This is a genomic window from Micromonospora sp. CA-244673 (assembly GCF_050948395.1).
Taxonomy (GTDB): Bacteria; Actinomycetota; Actinomycetes; order Mycobacteriales; family Micromonosporaceae; genus Micromonospora.
The window spans coordinates 1,563,825-1,588,864 of sequence record NZ_CP192019.1 but is presented as its reverse complement, the minus strand read 5'-3'; the positions used below and the strand labels follow the sequence as shown (position 1 = coordinate 1,588,864).

Here is a 25,040-nt window from a genome sequence, read left to right as displayed (position 1 = left end):
GGTTGATCATGAAGTTGTTGTCACGACACGCCGCGGCCGGTGACAACAACTTCATGATCGACGGGGTGGGGTGGGCAGGGGTGGGGTGGACAGGGATGGGGTGGTGGTGGGTCAGGTTGGGGGGTGTTCGGCGATCAGTTCGTCGTCCTCCATGGCACCCGTGGGGTGGAAGCCCAGGGAGGTGTAGAGGGTGGCCGCCGGGGTGTTGTCGGGGTGGTAGCTGAGGCGGACCGGGTGGCCGGCCTCGGCCAGCCAGTCGGTGAGGGTCCGCACGGCGGCGCGGCCGACGCCGCGGTCCTGTTCGGCGGCGTCGATCACCATGCCGCCGATCCAGCGTGAGCCGTCGTCGTCCACACCCCACATGACGTGCCCGACCACCGTCTCGTCCGCGCACACGGCGAGCGAGGTCCAGACGTCCGAGCGCATGGTCAGCACCAGGTAGCGGGCCGCCAGCGCCGGCACGAACGAACGCTGGTCGTCGCGGGGAGCGACGTCGGCCACCGCCCGCCAGTTGTCGTCGTCCACCGGCCGCAGGGTCACCCGGCGGCCGGCGCGGTCACGCTGCCCGGAATCGATCATGGCGGTCAGCCTAGGGCCGGCCCGCCCACCGGGCCATCGGTTTCGCCGCAGCCGAACCCGCCTCACCGGCCACCCACACCCCGGACGCCGCCTAACCAGGCGCCGCACGGCCAGCCACCCACTCCCCGACCGCCGCCTCACCGGCCGCCGCCTCACCGGCACGGCGCTCCAGGTCGCCGAGGTGGCGGTGTCGACGGGCGTCGGACACCGCCACCTCGGCGACCTGGAGCCGGCCGACGCGGGGCAGCCCCCGCCAGCGGGCAGCCCGTCAGCCGGCCGGCGTTGTCGCGGCGGCGTCGAGGAACGGGCGCGGGTCGCCGGCGCCGAGGTCGGTGATCCCGGCGGTGTGCAGGGCGCCGATGGCCAGGGTGCGGCGCACGGCGGCGAAGGTGATCACGTGGCCGATGGTGCCGCCCAGGGTGTGGCTGGTCGGCGGCGTGCAGGTGGTGTCGACGAAGGTGTCCGCCAGGGTGCCGGCGGCGAGCGTCCGGGCCACGAAGGCCCGCCAGTCACGCCCGGCGACCGCGTGCCGGGCGGCCAGCCCGGACACGGACCGGTCGCTCTCGTCGGGCCACTCGCCGCCGCGCAGCGCTGAGAGCCAGTGCTCCTCCTGGGTGACCATGGCGTTGATCAGCGAGCGGAGCGTGGGCTGCTCGTCGATGGTCTCCACGGACACGGTGACGGGCCGGTCGAGGACGTCCTCGTCGAGGGCGCCGGCGCGCTCGATGATCGCGGTGAGGGTCTGGACGTGGTGGTCGACCAGGTGCTGGAGAACGTTCATGGGAGTCTCCTGACGTGCCGCCGGCAGCCGCAGGCCACCGGGCGGTTGGAAGTGGACGCCGCTGGGGCAGGGCAGCTCCAGCTCGCGGAAGGTCAGAGGCGGGCGGCGCCGGAGCCCGGTGGGGGCGATGCCGTACAACCGCTGGAAGGCGCGCGTGAACGCCTCGTGCGAGCCGTACCCGGCCTCGACGGCGATGTCGAGGACGGTCCGGTCGCTGGTGGTGAGCCGGTGCGCGGCGCGCTCCAGGAGCAGGCGGCGGCGCATCGCGCCCGGCGGTTCCCCGGTGGCCGCGGCGACCAGCCGGTCGAAATGGAACCGGGACAGGTGGGCCCGGGCGGCCAGGTTCGCCGGCCCGGCCTCCGGGTCGTCCAGTGCTTCCTGGAGCCAGTCGAGGAGGCCGGTGAGTCCGTCCGTCTGGGTCATGTGCACAGCGTGCACCCGCCCGGGGGCACGCCGCTTGATCGCCGTTGCGCCCCTGCGCGCCACCGGCCGCCGTCAGGTACGGCCGCCTGCGGCGGCGCCCGGTCACCGCCGGGTACGGCCGCCCACGGTGGAACCGAACGGGCACGGCCGCCTGCGGCGGCGCCCGGTCACCGCCGGGCACGGCCGCCCACGGTGGAACCGAACGGGCACGGCCGCCCGCGGCGGAACCGAACGGGCACGGGAGCCCGCGGCAGGGATCAGTCGAGCAGGGCGTCCAGGCCCACGGTGAGGCCCGGGCGGCGGCGCACCTCGCGCACCGCCAGCAGCACGCCGGGCATGAACGAGGCCCGGTCGTACGAGTCGTGCCGGATGGTCAGCGTCTCGCCGGTGGTGCCGAAGAGCACCTCCTGGTGGGCGACCAGACCGGTGGCGCGGACGGCGTGGACGCGTACCCCGTCGATGTCGGCGCCGCGGGCGCCGGGGACCTCGTCCCTGGTGGCGTCGGGTGTGGGGCCGAGCCCGGCCTCGGCGCGGGCCTGCGCGACGAGCCGGGCCGTGTGGGTGGCGGTGCCGCTGGGCGCGTCGAGCTTGCGGGGGTGGTGCTGCTCGATGATCTCGACCGACTCGAAGTGCCGGGCGGCGCGGGCGGCGAACTGCATCATCAGCACCGCCCCGATGCCGAAGTTGGGGGCGATCACCACGCCGACGCCGGGCTTGCCGGCCAGCCAGCCGCGCACCTGCTCCAGCCGCTGCTCGGTGAAGCCGGTGGTGCCGACGACCGCGTGAACGCCCTGGTCGATGCACCAGCGCAGGTTGTCCATGACGACGTCGGGGGTGGTGAAGTCGACGACCACGTCGGCGCCGGAGGCGGCGGAGAGGGCGTCGCCCTGGTCGATCGTCGCCACCAGGTCGAGGTCGGCGGCCGCGTCGACGGCCTTGCAGACCTCCATGCCCATGCGGCCGCGGCCGCCCAGCACGCCGACCCGCACCGGGGTCTTCTCCTGCTCGTCAGTCACGGGGCACAACCTATCCCAATCGGGACGCGGCCACCCCCGTGGACCGCGGAGCGGGACGGTCAGCGTGCGGCGAAGGCGGACCTGTCGAACGGGCCCACCACGGCGAGGGACATCGGCCGGGCGAGCAGTTCGGCGGCGAGGCCGTTGACGTCGTCCAGGGTCACCGCGTCGACCCGGGCCAGCAGCTCGTCGACCGGCATGAGGTTGCCGTAGAGCAGCTCGCCCTTGGCCAGCCGGCTCATCCGGGAGCCGGTGTCCTCCAGGCCGAGGACGAAGGAGCCCTTGCTCATCCCCTTGCCCCGGGCCAGCTCGGCCTCGGTGATCCCCGTGGCGGCCACCCGGGACAGCTCGGCCCGGGTCAGGTCCAGCACCTCGTCCACCTTGCCCGGGGCGCAGCCGGCGTAGACGGCGAAGAGGCCGCTGTCGGCGTACTGGCTCGCGTAGGAGTAGACCGAGTAGGCCAGGCCGCGCTGCTCGCGGATCTCCTGGAACAGCCGGCTGGACATGCCGCCGCCGAGCACGTTGTTGAGCACCCCGAGGGCGAAGCGCCGCTCGTCGGTGCGGTCGATGCCGGGGCAGCCGAGGATGACGTGCGCCTGCTCGGTCTCCTTCGGCTCGACCAGGGTGGCGGCCGGCTTGGTGCGTACCGCCGGGGTGGCCGCCCGGTGCGGGGCCGGCGCGGCCGGGTCGGTGTCCAGCGGGGTGCCGCGCAGCGCCTGCCGGACCAGCTTGACCACGGCGGCGTGGTCGAGGTTGCCGGCGGCGGCGATGACGATGTCCGGGGCGGTGTAGCGGCGGCGGTAGAAGCTCTGGATCTGCCGCCGGGTCATCGGGGTGACCGTCTCCTCGGTGCCGGAGATGAGCCGGCCGAGGGGGTGGTCGCCGTAGACGGCGCGGGCGAACAGGTCATGCACCTCGTCGCCGGGCTCGTCGTCGTGCATGGCGATCTCTTCGAGGATGACCCCGCGTTCGGTCTCCACGTCGGGTGCGGCGAGCACCGAGTCGGCGACCAGGTCGCACATGACGTCGATGGCCAGCGGCAGGTCCTCGTCCAGCACCCGGGCGTAGTAGCAGGTGTATTCCTTGGTGGTGAAGGCGTTGGTCTCACCGCCCACCGCCTCGATCTCGGAGGAGATCTCCAGGGCGCTGCGCTTGTTGGTGCCCTTGAAGAGCAGGTGCTCCAGGAAGTGCGCGGCGCCGGCCTGCGGCCCGGTCTCGTCGCGGGAGCCGACCGCCACCCAGATGCCGAACGAGACGCTGCGCATCGCCGGGATCGCCTCGGTGAGCACGCGCAGGCCGCTGGGGAGCACGGTGCGGCGGACGGTGCCGCCCAGCGGGTCGTCGCTGAGGGTGCGGGTGATCGCCCGGGCCGCTCCGCCCGCGGGGCGCGCGACCCCGGACGACGTGACCCCCCGTCGAGCCGCCGGGGAGGACGAACGCCGGATCCGACTCACGAGGAACCTGCTCTCAGTTCGACGAGGGGTGGGTGGTGCGGTGATGACTCCGGCCCAGCGGCTGACGCGCGACGGGCGGGAGCAGTCACCGGCCGGGTGACGCCATGGGCGTCACCCGGCCGGTGGATGGATCAGCTGTGCCGGGTACGGCGCCGCGGACGGCCGTCGCCGCCGCCCTCGCCGCCGCCCTCGCCGCGCTCCGGGCCCCGGCCGCCGCGCTCGCGGTCGCCGCCGCGCTCACGGTCGCCGCGGTCGCGCGGGCCACGGTCGCCGCCGCGGTCCCGGCCGGCCGGACGCTCGCCGCCCTCGGCGGCCTCACCGGCGGCCGGCGCCTCGGCGCCCTCCGGACGGATCTTGTCCAGGTAGATCTTCCCGCGGGCGTCGATGTCCGCGATCTCCACCTCGACCCGGTCGCCGACGTTGAGGAAGTCCTCGACCTTCTCGACCCGCTTGCCGTCGCCCACCTTGGAGATGTGCAGCAGGCCGTCGCGGCCCGGGAGCAGCGAGATGAAGGCGCCGAACGCTGCGGTCTTCACCACCGTGCCGAGGAACCGCTCCCCCACCTTCGGCAGAGTCGGGTTGGCGATGCCGTTGATCCGGTCCACCGCCGCCTGGGCGGACGGGCCGTTGGTGGCGCCGACGTAGATGGTGCCGTCGTCCTCGATGGAGATCTCGGCGCCGGTCTCGTCCTGGATGGCGTTGATGGTCTGGCCCTTCGGGCCGATCACCATGCCGATCTTGTCGACCGGGATCTTCACGGTGGTGACCCGCGGGGCGTACTCCGACATCTCGGCCGGCGCCTCGATGGCCCGCTTCATCACCTCGAGGATGGTCTGCCGGGCCTCGTTCGCCTGCTGGAGCGCGGCGGCCAGCACGTCCGACGGGATGCCGTCGAGCTTGGTGTCGAGCTGGAGCGCGGTGACGAATTCCGGCGTGCCCGCGACCTTGAAGTCCATGTCGCCGAACGCGTCCTCGGCGCCGAGGATGTCGGTCAGCGTCACGTACTGGGTCTTGCCGTCCACCTCGTCGGAGATGAGGCCCATGGCGATGCCGGCGACCGGCGCCTTCAGCGGCACACCGGCCGAGAGCAGGCCCAGCGTCGAGGCACAGACCGAGCCCATCGAGGTGGAGCCGTTGGAGCCGAGCGCCTCGGAGACCTGCCGGATGGCGTACGGGAACTCCTCGCGCGACGGCAGCACCGGGATCAGCGCCCGCTCGGCGAGAGCGCCGTGGCCGATCTCGCGCCGCTTCGGCGAGCCGACCCGGCCGGTCTCACCGGTCGAGTACGGCGGGAAGTTGTAGTTGTGCATGTAGCGCTTGCGGTTCTCCGGGGACAGGGTGTCCACCATCTGCTCCATGCGCAGCATGTTCAGCGTGGTGACGCCCAGGATCTGGGTCTCGCCCCGCTCGAACAGCGCCGAGCCGTGCACCCGCGGCAGCACGCCGACCTCGGCGGTCAGCGGGCGGATGTCGCGCGGGCCGCGGCCGTCGATGCGGACCTGCTCGCGCAGCACCCGGTTGCGGACCTCGGACTTGGTCAGCGACCGGAAGGCGGCGGAGAGCTCCTTCTCGCGGCCCTCGAACCGACCGCCGAGCTCCTCGGCGACCTTGGCCTTGACCCGGTCCAGGGCCTCCTCGCGGTCCGCCTTGCCGGCGATCTTGAGGGCCTCGGCGACCTCGGCGCGGACCAGGTCGGCCACCGCCTGGTAGACGTCGTCCTGGTAGTCCAGGAAGACCGGGAACTCGGCGACCGGCTTGGCGGCCACCTCGGCCAGCTCGCTCTGCGCGCGGCACAGCTCGCGGATCGCCGGCTTGGCGGCCTCCAGGCCACTGGCCACGATCTCCTCGGTCGGGGCGGTGGCGCCGCCCGCGATCAGGGCCACGGCGTTCGGCGTCGCCTCGGCCTCGACCATCATGATCGCGACGTCGCCGTCGGCCAGCGCCCGGCCGGCCACGACCATGTCGAAGGTGGCCCGGGCCAGCTCCTCGAGGGTCGGGAAGGCGACCCACTGGCCGTCGACGTGCGCGACCCGGGTCGCGCCGATCGGGCCGGAGAACGGCAGGCCGGAGAGCTTGGTGGACATCGAGGCGGCGTTGATCGCCACCACGTCGTACGGGTGCTGCGGGTCGAGGGCCAGCACGGTCTCGACGACCTGGACCTCGTTGCGCAGGCCCTTGACGAACGACGGGCGCAGCGGCCGGTCGATCAGCCGGCAGGTGAGGATGGCGTCCTCGCTGGGCCGGCCCTCGCGGCGGAAGAACGAGCCGGGGATCCGGCCCGCGGCGTACATCCGCTCCTCGACGTCGACGGTCAGCGGGAAGAAGTCGAACTGCTCCCGGGGCTGCTTGCCGGCGGTGGTGGCGGAGAGGACGACCGTCTCGCCGAGCTGGGCGATGACGGAGCCGGCGGCCTGACGGGCCAGTCGGCCGGTGGAGAAGGTGATCTCGCGGGTGCCGAAGGACCCGTTGTCGATCACGGCGGTGCGGGATTCGGTGCCGAGGTTGGTCTCGGTCATGTGCTGTGGTGCTCCTTCGCGTCGTCGGCCCACGACACGGGGAACTGCTCAGGCGGCCGGTCTTCGATCGAAGCGCCCGGGTGGCCGGCATGATGCCGGCGTTCCCGGGGGCCACTACCGGAGACCGGTGCGCTGACCGGCTCCCTCTCGGTCGGTCGTGTGGCCGGGTTCTTCTGGTGGTACCGGAACGGGGGAGCGGCCGACCGGCCACTCCCCCGTCACGTCATCGGCGCAGGCCGAGCCGCTCGATGAGCGACCGGTAGCGGTTGATGTCCTTCTTCTGGACATAGTTGAGCAGCCGGCGGCGACGGCCGACCAGCAGCAGCAGCCCGCGGCGGCTGTGGTGGTCGTGCTTGTGCACCTTCAGGTGCTCGGTGAGCTCGGCGATCCGCTTCGTGAGGACCGCGACCTGCACCTCCGGCGAACCGGTGTCGCCCTCGGCGGTCGCGTACTCCGAGCGGATCTTGGCCTTGGCTTCCTGGTCGAGCGCCATGTTCTCCCTGTTTCGTGGAACGTTAGATGAGGTCCGGATCGGTCGGAGTGACCGGGAAACGGACCGGTTCCTCGCACCCGCGGCGTCGTGCAGGCACGCGAGGCCCCACGTCGGTCAGCCGACGTCCCTGCCAGACTACCAGCCCGGCGGGGAACCGCCCGGTGAAGGGCCGCCAAGAGAGCGGCCGACCGGCTCCGGCGCGCTCAGCCGACCGCCCGGCGGGTCCGCTCCACGTCCTCGGCGATCTGGGCCACCAGCGGCTCGATTGCGTCGTACGTCCGTTGTTCCCGCAGGTGCGCCACGAAGTCCAGGGCCAGCCGCTCGCCGTAGAGATCGCCCGTGAAGTCCAGCGCGTACGCCTCCACCCGGCGCTCCCGCCCGGAGAACGTCGGGTTCGTGCCGATGGAGACCGCCGCCGCGAGGGGCTCACCGCCCCGGCGCACCAGCCGGGCCGCGTACACCCCGTCCGCGGGGATCGCCGCGTACCGGTGGGTCAGCAGGTTCGCGGTCGGGTAGCCCAGCTCACGCCCGCGCTGGTCACCGCGCACCACCACGCCCTCGACCCGGTGCGGGCGGCCCAGCGCGGCGGCCGCCGCGGCCACGTCGCCCGCGTCGACGCAGGAGCGGATGTACGTGGAGGAGAAGACCGTGCCGGACTCGGCGACCAGCGGGCCGCCCTCCACCGCGAAGCCGAAGGTGCGGCCCAGCCGCTCCAGCAGCGCCACGTCGCCGGCCGCCCGGTGCCCGAACCGGAAGTTGTCGCCGACCACCACGAGCGCGGCGTGCAGGTGCTCGACCAGGATGTCGTGCACGAACGCCTCGGCCGGCAGCCGGGAGAACTCCGGGGTGAACGGCACGACGCAGAGCACGTCGACGCCGAGCGCCTCGATCAGCTCGGCCTTGCGGGCCGGCTCGGTGAGCACGGCCGGGTGCGAGCCGGGACGCACCACCTCGGCGGGGTGCGGGTCGAAGGTCACCACCACCGACTTGACGCCGAGCTCACGGGCCCGCGCCACGGCGTGGCCGATGGTGGCCTGGTGGCCCTTGTGCACGCCGTCGAAGACGCCGATGGTGACCACCGAACGCCCCCAGCCGCCGGGCGCCGCCTCGTACCCCCGCCACCGCTGCATGCCGCTCCTCCCCTGTCCGCCCACGCGCCGTCAGGCGGGGGCCAGCACGATCTCCGCGCGGGCCCGCCCGTCCCGCTCGCTGACGATAGCGATCAGCCCGCCGTCCGGGCCGAAGACCGCGTACGGCCCGGCGACGCCGGCCGGGTCCAGCGGCCCGCCGTGGGAGAGCACCCTGGCCTCCTCGGGTGTGGCGTCCCGGCGCGGGAAGAACCGGCCGGCGGCCGCGTCCAGCGGCAGGTTCACCACGTCCGGCGCGCGCTGCTCCAGCGCGTCTAGGGTGGCCGCCTCGGCCAGGGTGAACCCGCCCACCGCGGTGCGGCGCAGCGCGGTGAGATGGCCGCCGACCCCGAGCGCCAGGCCCGCGTCCCGGGCGATGGCCCGGATGTACGTCCCGGACGAGCAGGTGACGTCCACGTCCACGTCCACCAGGTCCGGGGTGTCCCGGCGGATCGCCAGCACGTCCAGCCGCGAGATGGTCACCCGGCGGGCCGGCAGCTCGACGCTCTCCCCCTCGCGCACCCGCTTGTACGCCCGCTGCCCGTCGATCTTGATGGCGCTGACCGCGCTGGGCACCTGGTCGACCTCGCCGGTGAGCGCGGCGAGCGCGGCGCGGACCGCGTCGTCGGTGACCGCGCCGGCCGGGGTGCTGGCGATCACGTCGCCCTCGGCGTCGTCGGTGACCGTCGCCTGGCCCAGCCGGATCGTCGCCGTGTAGCTCTTGCCGGCGCCGATGACGTAGGTGAGCAGCCGGGTGGCCCGGCCCACGCCGATCACCAGCACGCCGGTGGCCATCGGGTCCAGCGTGCCGCCGTGCCCCACCCGCCGGGTGCGGGCCAGCCGCCGGATCCGGGCCACCACGTCGTGCGACGTCATGCCGCCGGGCTTGTCGACCACGATCAGACCGTCTGCGCTCACGACGGCCAAGCCTGCCAGACGGCGGTGATCGGCCCTGCGGGGGATACCGCCCTGATCGACCCGGGTGTCAAGATCATGCGCCCCTCGCCCCACTCCTGCCCGGGAAGCACGATGAGCAGCGACGACTTCACCCCCGAGCCACCGCGGCTCGACCGCCCCTCTACGGGCGGCCCGGAGGAGATCCCGGACTGGGTACGCCAGCTGGAGCGGGAGATCCGGGTCGGCCCGGCCACCCGGCTGCGCATCTGGTTCGGCCGGCACGCCCGCGGCCTGCGCCTCGGCGTCGGCGCGGTGCTGGCGCTCGCGTTGCTGGCGTACCTCGGCGCGGCCGGATACCGGCACGTCCGGCGCCCGGCCGACCCGCCCCGGGCGTACCCGACGGTGAGCCCGCCCGCCGGCATCCAGGCGACCACCGCGGCGTCGCCGCCTCCGGCCGCCGGGCCGTTCGACGGCACCCCGGCGGGGGCCTTCCCGGAGGGCGCGGCCGGGATCACGCTGCCCCCGGCGAAGGCGACCGGCGGTTTCACCGCGAAGCAGGTGTCCGCCACGCTCACGAAGGTCCGGACCGCGCTGGTGACCGCCCGGCTCGACCGCGCCTTCATGACGGCGAAGGACCGGGAGCGGTTGGTGCGGCAGTTCGCGCCGGACGCCCGCCGCCACCTCCGCGAGGAGGTCAGCGACGCGAGCTTCATCAGCGTGGCGACCCGGCTCGCGCCCGGCGCCCGGCTGCTGCCGGACCAGCCCCGGGTGAAGGGCCGGGTCACCTACCGGGCGACCCGGGACGAGCAGGGGATCCGGATGCTCCGGGTGACCACCAACTTCGTCTGGGCGTACGCCTTCCTGAGCCCGGGGGCCGCGCCCGGTGACGCGGTGGTGGTCGTGCACGACACCCTGGTCTGGGAGGTGCCCCACCCGGACGACGTCCGCTCCCGGGACAACGGTCTCTGGCTCACGGACATGGGCTCGTACGCCTCGAACGTCGACTGCGCGGCCTTCCACAAGGGACTGCTCGACCTCGGCAAGGGGGGCGACGGGAAGCCGGTCGCCACCCCCACCCCGGACCGCGACTCCCTGTACGACCCGGACCGCTCGCTGGACATTCCCGACACCTGCTGACCCGGCACGTCCGGCCCGACCACCCCCGCCCCCCGTGAACCGCTGGGAACCGAGATGACCGAGCACGCACCCGCCCCCGAACCCGGCCGTCCCGACCAGCCGTACCCGCCCGCCGACGGGCTGGGGACGGTCCCCGACTGGCTGCGCCGGCCGGCCGTGACGGCCGAGCCGGACCGCTCCGACCGGTTCCGCATCTGGCTGGGCGACCACTCGGGCAAGCTGCTCGGCGGCGTCGCCGCCCTGCTGGTGCTCGCCTTCTTCGGGCTGGTCGCCACGGGCGGCTACCTGGGCATCCAGCGCTGGGCGCAGACGCCCACGGCGTACCCGACGATCAGCCAGCCGGTCGGCGAGCAGGCCGTGACGTCGGCGTCGCCGCCCCCGGCGGCCGGCGCCTTCGACGGCACGCCGGCCGCGGGCTTCCCCGAGGGGGCGGCGGGGATCGCCCTGCCCGCCGCGAAGCGGACCGGACCGTTCACGGAGAAGCAGGTGGCCGCCGCGCTGGCGAAGGTCCGCAAGGCACTGGTGACCAGCCGGCTGGACCGGTCGTTCATGACCGCCGGCAGCCCGGAACGGCTCGTCCGGCAGTTCGCGCCGGACACCCGCGCGAGCATCCGCAAGGACTTCGCCGGTGGCACCTTCGGCACCTACGCCACGCGGCTCGGGCCCGCGACCCACCTGACGAAGCACCAGCCCCGGGTGAAGGGACGGGTGACCTACCGGGCGACCCGCACCGACGACGGGATCCGGATGCTCGAGGTCACCACCAACTTCGTCTGGGTGTACGCCCTCCAGCGCGAGGGCGTCGCTCCGGCGGACAGCGTCGTCGTGGTGCACGACACCGTGGTCTGGCAGGTGCCGCACTCGGACGACGTGGCCGACAGCTCCGCCGGCCTGTGGCTGCGCGACGGGGACGCTTACGTCACGAACGTGGAGTGCGCCGGCCTGGACAAGGGCCTGCTGGAGGTGGAGGTCACGCCCACCTACGGCGGTCCGGGCGGCTGGGAGGACCCGGACGCCGCGTTCGACCCGGACCGCTCCCTCGAGGTCCAGGACCCCTGCTGACCCGCGCCGGACTGGGGTCGCGCGGTCGGCCCCGGTCCGGCACACTGCCGCCACCCCCCGTCGCACCAACCCCCTGGAGCCCCCGCATGAGCGCCACCCCGCCGTCGCACGAGCACCGTCCCCGGGTCGACCTGCCCGAGTGGATGCGGAACCCGGAGCCGCCGCGCCGCACCCTCGGCCGCCGCCTCTCCGACCTCGTCGACGGCGTGCCGGTGCTGGCGGCGACGCGGCGGCGGCTCTGGGCGTGGCGGGACCGCACCCGGTTCAGCGAGCGGCACCCGGCGCTCTCCGCGATCGTGTCCTTCGTGGTGGTGGCCGTGGTGGCCACCGTCCTGGTGGTCGGCACGCTCTACCTGCTCTACAAGATCACGCACCACGAGATCTGACCCCCGGTGCGGGTACGAAGATCAGCCGCCAAGCCGCTCCGAACACCTCGGGATGCCACATGACCACCGAAGACGAGACCACCCCACCGGTGGCCCCGGGCCGATACGACGTCGCCACCCGCGGTGAGGCCGTCCGGCTGCCGGACTGGATGACCGGCGAGGACGCGGCGACCCCGTTGACCCGCGGGGAGCGCATCCGGCTCGTGTGGTCCCGGGGGCGCGGCAAGCGCCACGTCGCCGGTGTCGTGCTGCTGGCGCTGGCACTCCTCGGCGCCACGGCCACGCTCGGTCACGTCGCGGTCGACCGGATCCGGGCCGGCACCGCCCAGCCGACGGCCTCGCCCACGCCGTCTCCGGTGCCGCTGAGCCAGGTCGGCGAGCGGCGGGACCTCTTCGCCGGGAGCGCCGCGGCGGACTTCGCGGTCGGCCAGGAGGCGCTCACGCTGCCCCGGGCCACCGCTACCGGACCGTTCACCGCCGCGGAGGTGGCCGCGGCCCTGACCCGGGTCCGCACGGCGCTCACGGCGGCCCGCCTCGATCTGGCCATGCTCCTCGGCGACCCGGAGCCGTTCCTGGCCCTCCTCGCGCCGGACGCCCGCCGGGAGCTGGCGCACGACTTCGACGGCAACACCTTCCTGAACTACGCCACCCGGATCGGCTCCCGTGACGAGGCCGGGGAGGTCAGGGCCCGGGGGACGATCCGCTACCGGGCCACCAGGAACGAGAACGGCGTCCCGGTGCTGGAGATCACCACCGCATACGTCTGGGTGTACGCGTTCGACGTGCCGCGCACCACCCCGGGCCAGGCGGGTCTGGCGGCGATCCGCGACGAGGTCGTCTGGCACGTCCCCCGGTCGGACGGGCTGCCCGCCGCGCAGCGCGGGCTCTGGCTCGTGTCGGCGCGGGCGAGCACCAGCAACGTCGAGTGCTCCCGCCTGGCGGAGGGCTTCCTCACGGTCTACCCGTGGATGGGCGGGCCGGGGTCGTTCAAGCCCTGTTGACGGCCGCCGGGGGCTACCGCGTCGGGCGACAAGGTGGGACACTCGGTGACATCTCGCCCACTCCTGACCGGGGGCCGCGATGACCGACGATCGGCCGGACTCCGCACCACCACGCCAGCCCGCCGGGCCACCGGGCCACCGGCCCGGACCGCCCGGCCACCCGCCCGGACCGCCCGGACCGCCGGCGGGCCCGGAGTGGCAGCGCCGGCCGCCGCCCGGCGCGGGTGATCCGGGCCGCGACGGCGGGCTGCGGGGCTGGCGGAGCCGCCACCCCGGCTCCCTGCTGACCGGCGTGACGGCGCTGCTGCTGCTCGCCTTCGTCGGGGTGGTCGGCGGGGCCATCCTGGTGTCGATGCCGTCCTCGGGCGGGACGCCGGTGGTGTTCCCGACGTTCGGCCCGCCGCCCGGCGCACCGGCGGCCACGTCCGCGGCACCGGCCGCCACGTCCGCCGCGCCACGGACGTCCGGCCCCTTCGACGGCACCCCGGCCGCCGGGTTCCCGCAGGGGCAGGCGGGGATCGTCCTGCCGGCCGCCAAGCGGACCGGCCCGTTCACCGAGAAGCAGGTGGCGGCCACCCTGGCGAAGGTCCGGACGGTCCTGGTGACCGCGCGGCTGGACCGCCGGTTCATGACCGCGGACGACCCGGAGCCGCTCATCCGGCAGTTCGCCCGGGACGCCCGCGCCGACATGCGCAAGAGCTTCGCGTCGGACACCTTCGCCGCGTACGCCACCCGGCTGGCGCCCGGCGCCCGGCTCACCGACGACCAGCCCAGGGTGAAGGGGCGGATCAGCTACCGGGCCACCAAGGACGCCGACGGCGTGCGGATCCTGGCGGTGACCACCAACTTCGTCTGGTCGTACGCCTTCGAGACCGGCAGCACCGCGCCGGGCGACGGGCTGGTCGTCGTGCACGACACGGTGGTCTGGAGCATGCCGCATCCCGACGACGTCGACCGCGGCTCGAACGGGCTGTGGATCGAGGACGCGAACTCGTACGCCGCCAACATCGACTGCGCGGCCTTCGACAAGGGCCTGCTCGACCTGGGCACCAGCAACGCCGGCGGCCCGGACGGCCCGGACCAGGACGCGGTCTTCGACCCGGCCGCGACGCTGGACCTCCCGGACACCTGCTGACGGCCGGCGGCCGTGGTCAGCGGACCGCGCCGACGACCGCCCAGCCGCCGGACCGCAGGCGCAGCAGCAGGGCGACCAGCCGGAGCACCACGAACAGGGTCAGCCCGGCCCAGATCCCGCCCAGCCCGAGGTCGAGCCCGTAGGCCAGCCAGATGGCCGGCAGGAAACCGCCCAGCGCCGCCACGATGGTCAGGTTGCGCAGGTAGCGGACGTCCCCCGCACCGATCAGCACGCCGTCCAGGGCGAACACCACGCCGCCGATCGGCTGGAGCGCCACGAACCAGGGCCAGGCGACCATGGCCTGCTCGCGTACCTGCGGATCGGAGCTGAACCACGCCGGCACCAGGCCGGCGCCGGCGGCGATGAGCACCGCGAACGCCACACCGCAGAGCCCGCCGAGCAGGGCGATCCGCCGGGCGAGGGCGCGCGCCGCGGCGGCGTCGCCGGCGCCGAGCGCCGCGCCGATCAGGGACTGCGCGGCGATCGCCAGGGCGTCCAGCACCAGGGCGGTGAAGAACCAGAGCTGTACGGCGATCTGGTGCGCGCCGACCGCGGCGGCCCCGAACCGGGCGGCCACGGCGGTCGCGGACAGGAAGCTGGCCTGGAAGGCGACACCCCGGATGAGCAGGTCCCGGCTGAGCGTCAACTGCTGGCCGATCAGCCGGGGCCGGGGGCGCAGCGGGATCCGCTCGCGGAACAGGGCCGCCGCGAAGAGGCCACCGGAGATGGTCTGCGCCACCACGTTCGCCACGGCCGAGCCGGCCAGGCCGAGCCCGGCCGGGTAGACCAGCAGTGGGCAGAGCAGCGCGGAGAGCAGGTTGGGACCGAGCACGAAGAGCAGCGGCCGCCGGGTGTCCTGGATGCCGCGCAGCCAGCCGTTGCCGGCCGCCGCCAGCAGCAGCCCGGGCGCGCCGAGCGCCGCGATCCGCAGCCAGGTCGCAGCCGCGTCGGCCACGTCGCCGGGGCCGCCGGCGAGGGTACGCGCCAGCCACCCGCCGCCGACCTGCATGGCGAGCGCCACCAGCACCCCGACGCTCAGGGCCAGCCAGGACGCCTGCACGCCCTCGGCCACCGCCGAGGCCCGGTCGCCCGCGCCGAACCGCCGGGCCGACCGCCCCGTGGTCCCGTACGCCACGACGGTGCCGAGCCAGGCGGTCAGCGTCAGCACGGTGCCGCCGATGGCGAGCGCGGCGAGCGGGACCCGCCCGAGGTGCCCGACGACCGCCGTGTCGACCAGGACGTAGAGCGGCTCGGCCGCGAGGACCACGAGGGCCGGCAGGGCGAGCGCGGCGATCCGCCGGGCCGTCGCGGACTGGACGGCGGGCGCGACTGTCTGACTCATCGCCGCCGATCCTGGCACGCCCCGCGTAAGGGACGCAACCCTGCCCACTACTTACCGGCCGATGCCACCCCCGGGTCGATCACCCAACGGTCGCCGCGGAGCGGGCGGAGATCGAGGCGACCGGAGCGGCGGTGACGTCGCGGAACGGCGTCACCGCCGGGCGGCCACCGTCACTGGCGGGTGTCCATCGAGGTCTGCAGTGCGCGGCGCATCTGCTCGCGCGCCTCGTCGGTGGTGTTCTCGGTCTGCGGCTTGCGCTTGGTCGCCATGGGAGTTCCCTTCCAGGGTGCGGACCACCGACGCACGGCGGCCCTACGGGGCGATCCGACGTTCCAGCCCGGCGCGCCTTCCGCCGCGCCGCGACCTGGAGCCGTCGGCCTGCTGAGCGCCGGCAGTGCGGTCCGGGATCACCGGAGCGGCTCGTCGGCAGCGTGTGCCCGGGTCGGTCTGACCCTGGAGGGAGGCGGCACCGGGTGAGGCACCACCGCCCCGTGACCAGCGCCGAAGCGCCGGCCCTCACCCAAATTAACGTTCACTTTCCACATGCTGCCCACTGTTCCCGCAATGCGGACAGCAGGAAACGACGCCCGGCGGCGCGCCTCAGCGGGCCAGGAAGTGCCAGCCCAGCCACCACCAGAAGCCGAACAGGCCGATCCGCCCGACCGGCACGGGTCCGACCTCGTAGCGCATCACGAAGGCGCAGACGTCGGCCAGGGACGGGATGCGCGAGCCCTCCCGCCGGGCGGCCCACTCGACCGCCGCGAAGAGCAGCAGCGCGGCCAGGAAGCCGCCGATCGCCAGGGTGCGCATCATCGCCGGACCAGCCCCCAGAACGCCGTCAGCCAGGCGAACCAGCCCGCCGAGCGGACCAGCTGATCCTCCAGCAGGGGGTCGGCCAGCCGGGAGAACGTGGGGAACTCGTCCCCCACCGACAGCACGAAGGTCGCGCCCTCCAGGACGCCGAAGACGGTGACCGGCAGCAGCCACCAGAGCGCGCCGGACGGCAGCCGCCGCGGCGCCGGCCGCCGGGGCGGCACCCGGTTGCTCAGGCCGACCCAGATCAACGCCCCGCCGGTGCCCAGGGTGTAGAGGTTGGCCGCGGCGGAGAAGGATGGCATCTGCCCGCCGACCAGGGAGAGGCAGATCAGCACCGGCACGGAGACGACCGGGCGGTCCCAGGCCCGGGGCGCCTCGACGGTGAGCTCACGGGGGTGATCCATCACCCGATTGTCCCCAGCGTCACGAAACGCGGGAAGACCGGCGCGCCCCGGAGTCACCCCCGGTTCCCGCCCTCGGGGTGGCTCAGGCGGGCAGCAGGGCGCCCGGCAGCTCGGCGCGGATGCGCTCCACCACCTCGTCGACCGTGCCCCGCCCGGTGAACCCGGCGGCGAAGCGGTGCCCGCCGCCGCCGAGCGCCATGGCGACCCGGCTCACGTCCACCGCGCCCTTGCTGCGCAGCGAGACCGCCCACTCGGCGTCGCCGGACTGCTTGACCACGCAGCTCACGTCCGCCTCGGCCGTGCAGCGCACCGAGTCGATCAGGGCCTCCAGCACGTACGCCGGCTGGTCGTGCCGGGCCAGGTCGTCCCGGGTGGCGTACGTCCAGACGAACCCGTGCCCGCCGGCGGCCGCCGGCTCCAGCCGCGCCCGGCCCACCACCTCGCCGAAGAGGCGGACCGCGCCGAACGGGCGCGTGTCGAAGATCCTCCGGGAGATCTCCCCCGGCCGGATCCCGGTGGCCAGCAGCCGGGCCGCCATCTCGTGCACGGCCGGCGTGGTGGCCTCGAAGCGGAACGAGCCGGTGTCGGTGCTGAGCGCCACGTAGAGGCCGGCCGCGATCTCCGCGTCCAGCGGCACCCCGAGCCGGTCCAGCAGCCCCAGCGCGACCACCGAGGTGGCGGCCGCCTGCGGGTCGACCAGGTGGATGCCGCCGAACCCGGTGTTCGAGGCGTGGTGGTCCAGCACCAGCGCGGTGCCCGCCTTGTCCAGCCGGTCGACCAGGTCGCCCAGGCGCGACTCGCTCGCCGCGTCGAAGCAGATCACCAGGTCCGGATCCGGGTAGGCGTCGTCCTGCGCCACGAGCAGATCGGAACCGGGCAACCAGCGGAACGGCTCGGGCACCTCCGGCGGCCCGGGGAAGGTCGCCTGGAGCTGCCGTACGCCGAGCCGGCGCAGGCCCAGCCCGAAGCCGAGCATGCTGCCCAGCGCGTCGCCGTCCGGGTTGACGTGGCAGATGAGCAGCACCCGCGCGGTAGCGGTGAGCCCGCGTACCGCCGCCACGGCGGCCGCCCAGTCGCTGTCGGTCGGGCCGGCGCCGCCCGCGGCGGGACCGGTCACGGGCGGTCGCCGCCGCGCGGCTCCTCGTCCCCGGTCGCCTCGACCTCGGCGTCCTCGGTGTCCTCGTCCTCGTCCTCGACCCGGTACGGCTGGGCCTCGCCCGCGTACTCGGCCTTGGCCGCCAGGCGCTGCACCTCGGCGTCGGCGTTGCGCGCCGCCGCGAGCAGGTCGTCGATGTGCTTGACCTGGTCCTGCACGTCGTCGAGGACGAAGGTCAGCGTCGGCGAGTGGCGCAGCCCGAGCGCCTTGCCCACCGTGCTGCGCAGCATGCCCTTGGCGCTCTCCAGCGCGGCGGCGGTGCTGGCCTGGGCCGTCGCGTCGCCGAGCACCGTGTAGAAGACGGTGGCGTCGCGCAGGTCGGCGGTGATCCGGGCGTCGGTGATCGTGATCATGCCGAGCCGGGGGTCCTTGATCTGGCTCCGCACCACCGACGCGACAAGTTCACGGATGCGCTCCGCGTGCCGGCGTACCTTGGCCGGATCCGTCATGTCCCCCACCTCCAGGGCTTCCTGCTTCCTACGACGGCTCCCGCTCGGCGCGCCTGACGGCACTGCCGGGACCTGGAGCCGTCGGCCGGGGACGACGGCGCGGCGCCGCCGGTCCGACCGCTCAACATCCCGAACATTACCCGCGCGATCGCCGCCCCCGCGCGGGGCCGCCGCCAGCCGGCGACTGGCCCGGTCAGTCCTCCTCGCCGTGCAGGCGGCGGTGGACCGACAGCAGCTCGACCTCCGGCCGGGCGGCCACCAGCCGCTCGCAGGCGTCGAGCACCTCGCGGACGTGCGCCGGCTCGGCGGCCACCACGGCCACCCCGATCTGCGTACGGCCGTGCAGGTCGAGGGCACCCACCTCGGCGGCGGACACCTCGAACCGGCGCAGCGCCGCGACGATCGGCCGGACGTACGACCGCTTGGCCTTCAGGGACCGGGAGTCCCCCGGGAGCAACAGGTCGAATTGCGCGGTTCCGGTGTACACGGCGAGCAACGGTACGGCAGGAGCACTCCTGCGGTCACCCGGTTTCCGCCGACGGCTCCGGGTCGCCGGGCCGCGCCGAGCCGGAGTCGTCGTGCGCCACCGCCACCAGCACGTCCCGCTCGATCGCCTGGTCGACCCGGTGCGCCAGGTCCCGCCAGCCGGGCCCGTCGACCACCCGCAGGCCGGCGTCGGCCAGCACCGCCTCGGCGGCGGCGCGCGGGGCCACGCGGGTGTTCCAGGACAGGCCCAGCGCCCCGCCCGGACGCAGCAGTTCCCGCCACACCGGTACGGCGGCGGTGAGCAGGTCCAGCGGGCTGCGGGACAGGCCCGTGTCGGTGCGGCTGCCGTGCGCCACCCCGTACGGGGCGTCGGTCACGATCACGTCGGCGCAGCGGGGGCGGAGCACCTCGCGGGCCCGGGTGGTGTCGGCGTGCAGCACGGTGACCCGCTGGGTCTCCCCGGTCCGGTGCGCGTCCCGGGACGGCGCGAGGACCGCCTCGAAGCGCCGGGCCACGAGCCTGCGGTCCCGCCGCACCGGCACCGTCTCGGCGGTGTGCTTGAGCCGCTTGCGGCGCAGCCAGGTACGCAGGAACGCCGCGTAGGTGTCCACGTCCTTGCCGTCGTGTTCCACGCCGATGCCGTCGTAGCCGTACATGAGCGCCTGGTTGAGGGTGGTGCCCCGCCCGCAGAGCGGGTCGAGCACCACGACCGGCCCGGCCAGCATCCGGGGCGCCGAGGCCGATGCCAGCACGGTGACGTTGAGCAGCAGCCGGGTGAACTGCTCGTTGGTCTTGCCGGCGTACTTGGGGATGGTGACGAGGTCGGAGTCGTACCGGGCCAGGGGGTGCAGCGGCACCGGCCGGAGCAGGTCGTCGCCTACCCGCTCGAAGAGCGCGTACGCCGCCGACAGGTTGGCGAGGTGCGCCAGGTCGCGGGCGCCGAGGCCGGGCGCCGGGACCGAGAAGGTCAGGTACTCCACCCCGCCGATCCGCTCCACCGCGGCGTCGACCGGCGCCGAGTCGAGGACCCCGGACCCGGCGAACACGGTCAGCTCGGCGCGGGCCAGCCGACCGGCGGCGTCGGCGTAGACGCGGTTGGCGGAGAGAGCGAGGAGCAGCGCGTACCTGAGCACGCCGGAGATTGTCGCAGCCTGCGGGAACGGCGACGGCCGGGACCCGCAGGGCCCCGGCCGTCTCCGTCGTTCACACCGCTCAGGCGCGCGGCTTCTCCCGCATCTCGAAGGTCTCGATGATGTCGCCGACCTGGACGTTGTTGAAACCGCCCAGCGTCAGACCACACTCGAAGCCTTCGCGGACCTCGGTCGCGTCGTCCTTGAACCGCTTGAGGGAGCTGATCGTGAGGTTGTCCGCCACGACCGCCCCGTCCCGCAGCAGCCGCGCCTTGGCGTTGCGGCGGATGAGGCCGGACCGGACGATACAGCCGGAGATGTTGCCGATCTTGGACGAGCGGAAGACGTCGCGGATCTCCGCGGTGCCCAGCTCGACCTCCTCGTACTCCGGCTTGAGCAGACCCTTGAGCGCGGCGTCGATCTCCTCGATGGCCTGGTAGATGACCGTGTAGTAACGGATCTCCACGCCCTCGCGGTCGGCGATCTCGCGGACCTTGTTGGCGGCCCGCACGTTGAAGCCGATGATCGTGACCGCCTCGGACGAGGCGCTCGCGAGCATGACGTCGCTCTCGGTGATCGCACCCACGCCCCGGTGGATGATCCGAAGCTGGACCTCCTCCGGGATGTCGAGGTTGAACAGCGCGTCCTCGAGGGCCTCCACGGAACCGGAGACGTCGCCCTTGAGCACCAGGTTGAGCGAGGTCTTCTCGCCCTCCTTGAGCTGCTCCATGAGCGTCTCGAGAGTCGCCCGGCCACGGGAGTTGGCGAAGGACGCCGCCCGCCGCCGTGCCTGCCGCTGCTCGGCGATCTGCCGCACGGTCCGGTCGTCCTCGGCAGCCAGGAAGGTGTCACCCGCACCCGGCACCGTGGTCAGACCGAGCACCATGACCGGACGCGCCGGCCCGGCCTCGTCGACCGGCTTGCCGTTCTCGTCCAGCATGGCCCGGACCCGGCCGTGCGCCCCACCGGCGACGATCGAGTCGCCGGCCCGGAGGGTGCCCTTCTGCACCAGCACGGTCGCCACCGCGCCACGGCCCTTGTCCAGGTGCGCCTCGATGGCGACACCCTGCGCCGGCCCGTCGATCGGAGCGGTCAGCTCCAGCGACGCGTCGGCGGTCAGCAGCACGGCCTCGAGAAGCTCCTCGATGCCGATGCCGGGCTTGGCCGCCACGTTGACGAACATGGTGTCGCCGCCGTACTCCTCGGCGACCAGGCCGTACTCGGTCAGCTGCTGGCGGACCTTGTCCGGGTTCGCCTCGGGCTTGTCGACCTTGTTGACCGCGACCACGATCGGCACGTCCGCAGCCTTGGCGTGGTTGAGCGCCTCGATGGTCTGCGGCATGACGCCGTCGTCGGCCGCCACCACCAGGATCACGATGTCCGTCACCTGGGCACCGCGGGCACGCATGGCGGTGAACGCCTCGTGACCCGGGGTGTCGATGAAGGTCACCGCGCGGTCCTCGCCCTCGTGCGGGACGTGGACCTGGTAGGCGCCGATGTGCTGGGTGATGCCACCCGCCTCGCCGGCCACGACGTTCGCCTTGCGGATCGCGTCGAGCAGCTTGGTCTTACCGTGGTCGACGTGACCCATGACGGTCACGACCGGCGCACGGCTGACCAGGCGCTCCGCCGCGACCTCGGCGTCGAGGTCGATGTTGAACTGCGCGAGCAGCTCACGGTCCTCGTCCTCCGGGCTGACGATCTGCACGTCGAAGCCGAGGTGCTCACCCAGCAGCAGCAGCGTCTCGTCGGAGCAGGACTGGGTCGCCGTCACCATCTCGCCCAGGTTGAACATCTCCTGGACCAGCGAACCCGGGTTGGCGTTGATCTTGTCGGCGAAGTCCGACAGCGAGGCGCCACGGGACAACCGGACGACCTGACCCTGGCCACGGGGGGCACCCGAGGACATGGTCGGGGCCGACAGGTTGTCGAACTCCTGTCTGCGCTGCTTCTTCGACTTGCGACCGCGGGTCGGCCGGCCACCGGGACGCCCGAAGGCACCCGCGGCGCCACCGCCACGGCCACGACCGCCACCACCCGGACGGCCACCGCCGCCGGCCGGGGCACCCGGGCGGAAACCGCCACCGGGAGCACCACCGCCGCCACCGGGACCGCCGCGGTAACCACCGCCGCCACCGGCACCGCCGCCGGGACCGCCGCGGTAGCCACCGCCGCCGCCACCGCCACCGGGACCGCCGCGGAAGCCGCCGCCGCCACCACCGGGACGGCCCGCGCCGCCGCCGGGTCCGCCACGACCGCCACCGGGGCCGCCGGGGCGACCCGTGGTCGGCCGCTGGCTCGGCATGGAGGCCGGGCTGGGCCGGGGCGGCATGGAGGCCGGGCTGGGCCGCGGCGGCATGCCCGCCGGGCTCGGCCGCGGACCGCCGCCACCGGCGGCCGGAGGCCGCTGCTGGCCACCCTGGATGCCGAACGGGTTGTTGCCGGCGCCGCGCGCCGGCGGACGACCGCCCGGCCGGGCACCCGGGCCCGGGGTGGGGCCACCGGGACGGCCGGCGGCCGGGGCACCCGGACGCGGCGGCGCCGCGTTCGGACCCGGACGCGGCCCCGGACGGGGACCACCCTCGGTCGGGGGCTCGCGGCGGACGTTCTCCCGCTGCTGCTGGCGGGCGGCCTGCGCGGCCTTGACCGCGGCCTCCTGCTCAGCCTTGAGGGCGGCGGCGCGCGCCTCGGCGGCCGCCACCTCGATGTCGTGCGCGCTCGCCGGCTTGGCGACCGGAGTCGCCGGCTGCGGCGGGCCGGGGACCGGGCCCTTGGGCTTCGGTCCAGGGGTCGGCGCGGCCGGCCGCCGCGGCGGCATCGGCTTGGCCGAGACCCGGGGGGCGCCCGGGGTCGGGGACGGCGTCGGGGTCGTTGCCGGGCTCGGTGCGGCCGCCGGCGGGGCGGCCGGCGCCGAGGAACCACCGGCGGACGCGACGAATGCGCCACGCAGCCGTCGGGCGACGGGCGCCTCGACGGTGCTGGACGCGGACTTGACGAACTCGCCCATCTCCTTGAGCTTGGCGAGAACGGTCTTACTCTCGACCCCGAGCTCCTTGGCGAGCTCGTGTACGCGGGCCTTTCCTGCCACTGCACTCCTCACTCCGAGGTCGTGCGGGCAGCACCCGCAGCGACCTCACTCGTGCACTTGAAGCCTGGTCATTTCAGGGACTTCATCGTGTGCTCATGTCGGTCGTCCTACCTTGCTAGCGACCCTCGACCGGTCGGGCTGACCGGTCGTCGGGGTTTGCGCGTCAACGTGCTCCGCGAGCGCACCGTGGTCGGGGACCCCGGTGACGCGCAGTGCCCGCCCGAAGGCGCGGCGCCGCACCGCCTGCGCGAAGCAGGCCGGATCCGGGTGCATGTTCGCTCCCCGACCCGGCAGTCTGCGAGCCGGATCGGGCCGGAGGCTGTAATGACCAGCCTCGTCACCGATCGCGACGATCCGCAGCAACTCGCTGGCCGGCGCTCGTTTCCGGCAGCCCACACAGGTGCGCTCCGGCAGCGCGCGTCGTGCCACTGGAGGAAGTCTACCCCTAGCTGCTCGAGATCGCGCCGCCCGCCTCGGGAACGTGATCAGCTCCGCCCCGGCCGGCCGCCCCGCTCTGCTCCGCGTCGGAGCGGATGTCGATCCGCCAACCGGTCAACCGGGCCGCGAGCCGGGCGTTCTGCCCTTCCCGCCCGATGGCCAGCGAGAGCTGGAAGTCCGGGACGGTCACCCGGGCGGTCCGGCTGGCCAGGTCGACGACCTCCACCCGCAGCGCCTTGGCCGGGGAGAGCGCGTTGCCGACGAAGGTGGCGGGGTCGTCCGACCAGTCGATGATGTCGATCTTCTCGCCGTGCAGCTCGCTCATCACCGCGCGGACCCGCTGGCCCATCGGGCCGATGCAGGCGCCCTTGGCGTTGACCCCCTGGGCCGTCGAGCGCACCGCGATCTTCGTGCGGTGACCTGCCTCACGCGCGATGGCGCCGATCTCCACGGTGCCGTCGGCGATCTCCGGCACCTCCAGGGCGAAGAGCTTCTTCACCAGGGCCGGGTGCGACCGGGAGAGGGTGATCTGCGGGCCGCGCATGCCCTTTGCGACGTGCACCACGACGCAGCGGATCCGCTCGCCGTGCGCGTAGCGCTCGCCGGGGACCTGCTCGGACTGGGGCAGGACGCCCTCCAGCTTGCCCAGGTCGACGCTGACGATGCCCTTCTCGGCCCGCGCCTCGTGCGCCTGCACCACGCCGGTGACCAGGTCGCCGTCGCGGCCGACGTACTCGCCGAAGTGCACCTCGTCGGTGGCCTCCCGCAGCCGCTGGAGGATCACCTGCTTGGCGGTCATGGCCGCGATCCGGCCGAAGTCGTGCGGGGTGTCGTCCCACTCCCGGACCACGCTGCCGTCGGCGTCCACCTCCTGGGCGTACACCGAGGCGGCCCCGGTCTTGCGGTCGATCTCCACCCGGGCATGCGGCTCGGCGCCGTCGGTGTGCCGGTAGGCGGTCAGCAGCGCGGTCTCGATCGCCGCGAGGATCGTGTCGAACGGGATTTCCCGCTCGCGCTCCAGTGCGCGCAGCGCCGCGAGGTCGATGTTCACCTCTCCTCGTCCTCCAGATCTTCGTCGTCGTCGATGTCGGTGTCGTCACCGAAGTCCTCGTCGGCCACCTCGTCCAGGCGGGTGAACTCCACCTGGACCCGGCCGGGGCCGAGCTCGGCGTACGGGTGCTCCGCACGGCCGGCGTCGGTCTCCAGCGCCACGCGCTCGTCGTCGGCGGTGGCGATCCGGCCGGTGACCTGCCGGTCCCCCTCGGGGCCGTGGACGGTCACCCTGACCAGCCGGCCGGCGTTGCGCCGCCAGTGCCGGGGCAGGGTGAGCGGGCGGTCCACGCCGGGCGAGCTGACCTCGAGCTGGTACTCGCCGGCCACGATGTCCCCGCCGGCTTCCTCGGCGGCGTCCAGCGCCGCCGAGACCGCCCGCGAGACGTCCGCGACGGCGTCCAGGTTGATCCCGCCGTCGGCGTCCACGATCACCCGGACCACGTGCCGGCGGCCGGCGCGGGACACGGAGAGGTCCTCCAGGTCGTAGCCGGCGGCGGTGACCACCGGCTCGATCACCTCGCGCAGCCGGGCCCGGCGCGCGTTCAGGTCGCCGCGGGGTGCGCCGCCCCGGTCCGCGCCACGGGGGCCGTCGGACCGACGGGGGCGCCCGGAGGGCCCCGTCGGCCGGGTGGCACGGCCACGCTGCGTCATTCGGCGCACCTCTCTGCTGT

The 25,040-nt window shown here is 74.2% G+C and carries 24 protein-coding genes; 5 read left to right on the top strand and 19 right to left on the bottom strand.

Going from position 1 to position 25,040, the window contains the following annotated elements; all coding sequences use genetic code 11:
• Positions 1–111: 111 nt before the first annotated feature.
• From ACQP12_RS07665 to truB, 8 genes are all read right to left on the bottom strand, one after another.
• Entirely contained in the window at positions 112–579 is a 468-nt protein-coding gene (locus ACQP12_RS07665; RefSeq protein ID WP_433286160.1) for a GNAT family N-acetyltransferase, read from the bottom strand.
• 268 nt (positions 580–847) lie between these two features.
• The gene (locus ACQP12_RS07660) at positions 848–1,783 is read right to left on the bottom strand and encodes a helix-turn-helix domain-containing protein (protein ID WP_433286158.1); all 936 of its coding nucleotides are present in this window, start codon (positions 1,781–1,783) and stop codon (positions 848–850) included.
• A gap of 257 nt (positions 1,784–2,040) precedes the next feature.
• A complete protein-coding gene (dapB, locus tag ACQP12_RS07655; RefSeq protein ID WP_357937197.1) occupies positions 2,041–2,799 on the bottom strand; it encodes a 4-hydroxy-tetrahydrodipicolinate reductase in 759 nt (252 codons plus the stop codon).
• A 59-nt stretch (positions 2,800–2,858) separates the two neighbouring features.
• Positions 2,859–4,244, bottom strand: coding sequence for a M16 family metallopeptidase (locus ACQP12_RS07650; RefSeq protein ID WP_433289166.1), 1,386 nt, complete (start codon positions 4,242–4,244; stop codon positions 2,859–2,861).
• Positions 4,245–4,384: 140 nt separating this feature from the next.
• Positions 4,385–6,769, bottom strand: coding sequence for a polyribonucleotide nucleotidyltransferase (locus ACQP12_RS07645; protein ID WP_357937199.1), 2,385 nt, complete (start codon positions 6,767–6,769; stop codon positions 4,385–4,387).
• A gap of 223 nt (positions 6,770–6,992) precedes the next feature.
• Positions 6,993–7,262, bottom strand: coding sequence for a 30S ribosomal protein S15 (gene rpsO / locus ACQP12_RS07640; RefSeq protein ID WP_067302624.1), 270 nt, complete (start codon positions 7,260–7,262; stop codon positions 6,993–6,995).
• A 203-nt stretch (positions 7,263–7,465) separates the two neighbouring features.
• Entirely contained in the window at positions 7,466–8,392 is a 927-nt protein-coding gene (locus ACQP12_RS07635; protein WP_433286154.1) for a bifunctional riboflavin kinase/FAD synthetase, read from the bottom strand.
• 30 nt (positions 8,393–8,422) lie between these two features.
• Positions 8,423–9,307, bottom strand: a complete 885-nt coding sequence (gene truB, locus ACQP12_RS07630; RefSeq protein WP_433286152.1) for a tRNA pseudouridine(55) synthase TruB — start codon at positions 9,305–9,307, stop codon at positions 8,423–8,425.
• A 111-nt stretch (positions 9,308–9,418) separates the two neighbouring features.
• Here truB and ACQP12_RS07625 point away from each other — a divergent pair, with 111 nt between their 5' ends.
• The 5 genes from ACQP12_RS07625 to ACQP12_RS07605 all read left to right on the top strand — a co-directional run bounded on the left by ACQP12_RS07625 (position 9,419) and on the right by ACQP12_RS07605 (position 14,007).
• Positions 9,419–10,423, top strand: coding sequence for a hypothetical protein (locus ACQP12_RS07625; protein WP_433286150.1), 1,005 nt, complete (start codon positions 9,419–9,421; stop codon positions 10,421–10,423).
• A 54-nt stretch (positions 10,424–10,477) separates the two neighbouring features.
• Positions 10,478–11,485 (top strand): hypothetical protein, encoded by a 1,008-nt coding sequence (locus tag ACQP12_RS07620; RefSeq protein WP_357937207.1) that lies wholly within the window; start codon positions 10,478–10,480, stop codon positions 11,483–11,485.
• An 86-nt stretch (positions 11,486–11,571) separates the two neighbouring features.
• Positions 11,572–11,871: a hypothetical protein gene (locus ACQP12_RS07615; RefSeq protein WP_433286148.1), complete on the top strand. Its 300-nt coding sequence runs from the start codon at positions 11,572–11,574 to the stop codon at positions 11,869–11,871.
• A gap of 59 nt (positions 11,872–11,930) precedes the next feature.
• Positions 11,931–12,872, top strand: coding sequence for a hypothetical protein (locus tag ACQP12_RS07610; RefSeq protein WP_433286146.1), 942 nt, complete (start codon positions 11,931–11,933; stop codon positions 12,870–12,872).
• Positions 12,873–12,951: 79 nt separating this feature from the next.
• Positions 12,952–14,007, top strand: a complete 1,056-nt coding sequence (locus ACQP12_RS07605) for a hypothetical protein (protein ID WP_433286144.1) — start codon at positions 12,952–12,954, stop codon at positions 14,005–14,007.
• Between the two features lie 16 nt (positions 14,008–14,023).
• Here the strand turns inward: ACQP12_RS07605 and ACQP12_RS07600 are convergent, their stop codons facing one another.
• The 11 genes from ACQP12_RS07600 to rimP all read right to left on the bottom strand — a co-directional run bounded on the left by ACQP12_RS07600 (position 14,024) and on the right by rimP (position 25,020).
• A complete protein-coding gene (locus ACQP12_RS07600) occupies positions 14,024–15,349 on the bottom strand; it encodes an MATE family efflux transporter (protein ID WP_433286142.1) in 1,326 nt (441 codons plus the stop codon).
• Positions 15,350–15,949: 600 nt separating this feature from the next.
• The gene (locus ACQP12_RS07595) at positions 15,950–16,159 is read right to left on the bottom strand and encodes a DUF6186 family protein (protein ID WP_208602894.1); all 210 of its coding nucleotides are present in this window, start codon (positions 16,157–16,159) and stop codon (positions 15,950–15,952) included.
• Positions 16,159–16,569 (bottom strand): hypothetical protein, encoded by a 411-nt coding sequence (locus ACQP12_RS07590; RefSeq protein ID WP_357937217.1) that lies wholly within the window; start codon positions 16,567–16,569, stop codon positions 16,159–16,161. Before ACQP12_RS07590 ends, ACQP12_RS07595 begins: the two co-directional genes overlap by 1 nt.
• An 82-nt stretch (positions 16,570–16,651) precedes the next feature.
• Positions 16,652–17,686 carry a DHH family phosphoesterase gene (locus tag ACQP12_RS07585; RefSeq protein ID WP_433286139.1) on the bottom strand — a complete coding sequence of 345 codons (1,035 nt, stop codon included), beginning with the start codon at positions 17,684–17,686 and terminating at the stop codon, positions 16,652–16,654.
• On the bottom strand, positions 17,683–18,174 hold the full coding sequence (rbfA, locus tag ACQP12_RS07580) for a 30S ribosome-binding factor RbfA (RefSeq protein WP_357937221.1): 492 nt from the start codon (positions 18,172–18,174) through the stop codon (positions 17,683–17,685). Before rbfA ends, ACQP12_RS07585 begins: the two co-directional genes overlap by 4 nt.
• A 193-nt stretch (positions 18,175–18,367) precedes the next feature.
• Positions 18,368–18,661, bottom strand: coding sequence for a DUF503 domain-containing protein (locus ACQP12_RS07575; protein ID WP_357937223.1), 294 nt, complete (start codon positions 18,659–18,661; stop codon positions 18,368–18,370).
• Between the two features lie 34 nt (positions 18,662–18,695).
• Positions 18,696–19,793: a TRM11 family SAM-dependent methyltransferase gene (locus tag ACQP12_RS07570; protein WP_433286137.1), complete on the bottom strand. Its 1,098-nt coding sequence runs from the start codon at positions 19,791–19,793 to the stop codon at positions 18,696–18,698.
• Between the two features lie 79 nt (positions 19,794–19,872).
• Positions 19,873–22,878: a translation initiation factor IF-2 gene (infB, locus tag ACQP12_RS07565; protein WP_433286135.1), complete on the bottom strand. Its 3,006-nt coding sequence runs from the start codon at positions 22,876–22,878 to the stop codon at positions 19,873–19,875.
• 93 nt (positions 22,879–22,971) lie between these two features.
• A complete protein-coding gene (locus ACQP12_RS07560; protein ID WP_357937230.1) occupies positions 22,972–23,307 on the bottom strand; it encodes a YlxR family protein in 336 nt (111 codons plus the stop codon).
• A gap of 16 nt (positions 23,308–23,323) precedes the next feature.
• Positions 23,324–24,367 carry a transcription termination factor NusA gene (gene nusA, locus ACQP12_RS07555; RefSeq protein ID WP_357937232.1) on the bottom strand — a complete coding sequence of 348 codons (1,044 nt, stop codon included), beginning with the start codon at positions 24,365–24,367 and terminating at the stop codon, positions 23,324–23,326.
• Positions 24,364–25,020 (bottom strand): ribosome maturation factor RimP, encoded by a 657-nt coding sequence (gene rimP / locus ACQP12_RS07550; protein ID WP_433286132.1) that lies wholly within the window; start codon positions 25,018–25,020, stop codon positions 24,364–24,366. The genes nusA and rimP overlap by 4 nt, the downstream gene beginning before the upstream one ends.
• Positions 25,021–25,040 lie beyond the last annotated feature (20 nt).

Bases quoted from the DNA above. Each gene is read 5' to 3' on its own strand.
- ACQP12_RS07665 (WP_433286160.1), bottom strand. From the start codon at position 579: ATGATCGATTCCGGGCAGCGTGACCGCGCCGGCCGCCGGGTGACCCTG.
- ACQP12_RS07660 (WP_433286158.1), bottom strand. From the start codon at position 1,783: ATGACCCAGACGGACGGACTCACCGGCCTCCTCGACTGGCTCCAGGAA.
- ACQP12_RS07645 (WP_357937199.1), bottom strand. From the start codon at position 6,769: ATGACCGAGACCAACCTCGGCACCGAATCCCGCACCGCCGTGATCGAC.
- rpsO (WP_067302624.1), bottom strand. From the start codon at position 7,262: ATGGCGCTCGACCAGGAAGCCAAGGCCAAGATCCGCTCGGAGTACGCG.
- ACQP12_RS07635 (WP_433286154.1), bottom strand. From the start codon at position 8,392: ATGCAGCGGTGGCGGGGGTACGAGGCGGCGCCCGGCGGCTGGGGGCGT.
- ACQP12_RS07625 (WP_433286150.1), top strand. From the start codon at position 9,419: ATGAGCAGCGACGACTTCACCCCCGAGCCACCGCGGCTCGACCGCCCC.
- ACQP12_RS07620 (WP_357937207.1), top strand. From the start codon at position 10,478: ATGACCGAGCACGCACCCGCCCCCGAACCCGGCCGTCCCGACCAGCCG.
- ACQP12_RS07615 (WP_433286148.1), top strand. From the start codon at position 11,572: ATGAGCGCCACCCCGCCGTCGCACGAGCACCGTCCCCGGGTCGACCTG.
- ACQP12_RS07610 (WP_433286146.1), top strand. From the start codon at position 11,931: ATGACCACCGAAGACGAGACCACCCCACCGGTGGCCCCGGGCCGATAC.
- ACQP12_RS07605 (WP_433286144.1), top strand. From the start codon at position 12,952: ATGACCGACGATCGGCCGGACTCCGCACCACCACGCCAGCCCGCCGGG.
- ACQP12_RS07600 (WP_433286142.1), bottom strand. From the start codon at position 15,349: ATGAGTCAGACAGTCGCGCCCGCCGTCCAGTCCGCGACGGCCCGGCGG.
- ACQP12_RS07595 (WP_208602894.1), bottom strand. From the start codon at position 16,159: ATGCGCACCCTGGCGATCGGCGGCTTCCTGGCCGCGCTGCTGCTCTTC.
- ACQP12_RS07590 (WP_357937217.1), bottom strand. From the start codon at position 16,569: ATGGATCACCCCCGTGAGCTCACCGTCGAGGCGCCCCGGGCCTGGGAC.
- rbfA (WP_357937221.1), bottom strand. From the start codon at position 18,174: ATGACGGATCCGGCCAAGGTACGCCGGCACGCGGAGCGCATCCGTGAA.
- rimP (WP_433286132.1), bottom strand. From the start codon at position 25,020: ATGACGCAGCGTGGCCGTGCCACCCGGCCGACGGGGCCCTCCGGGCGC.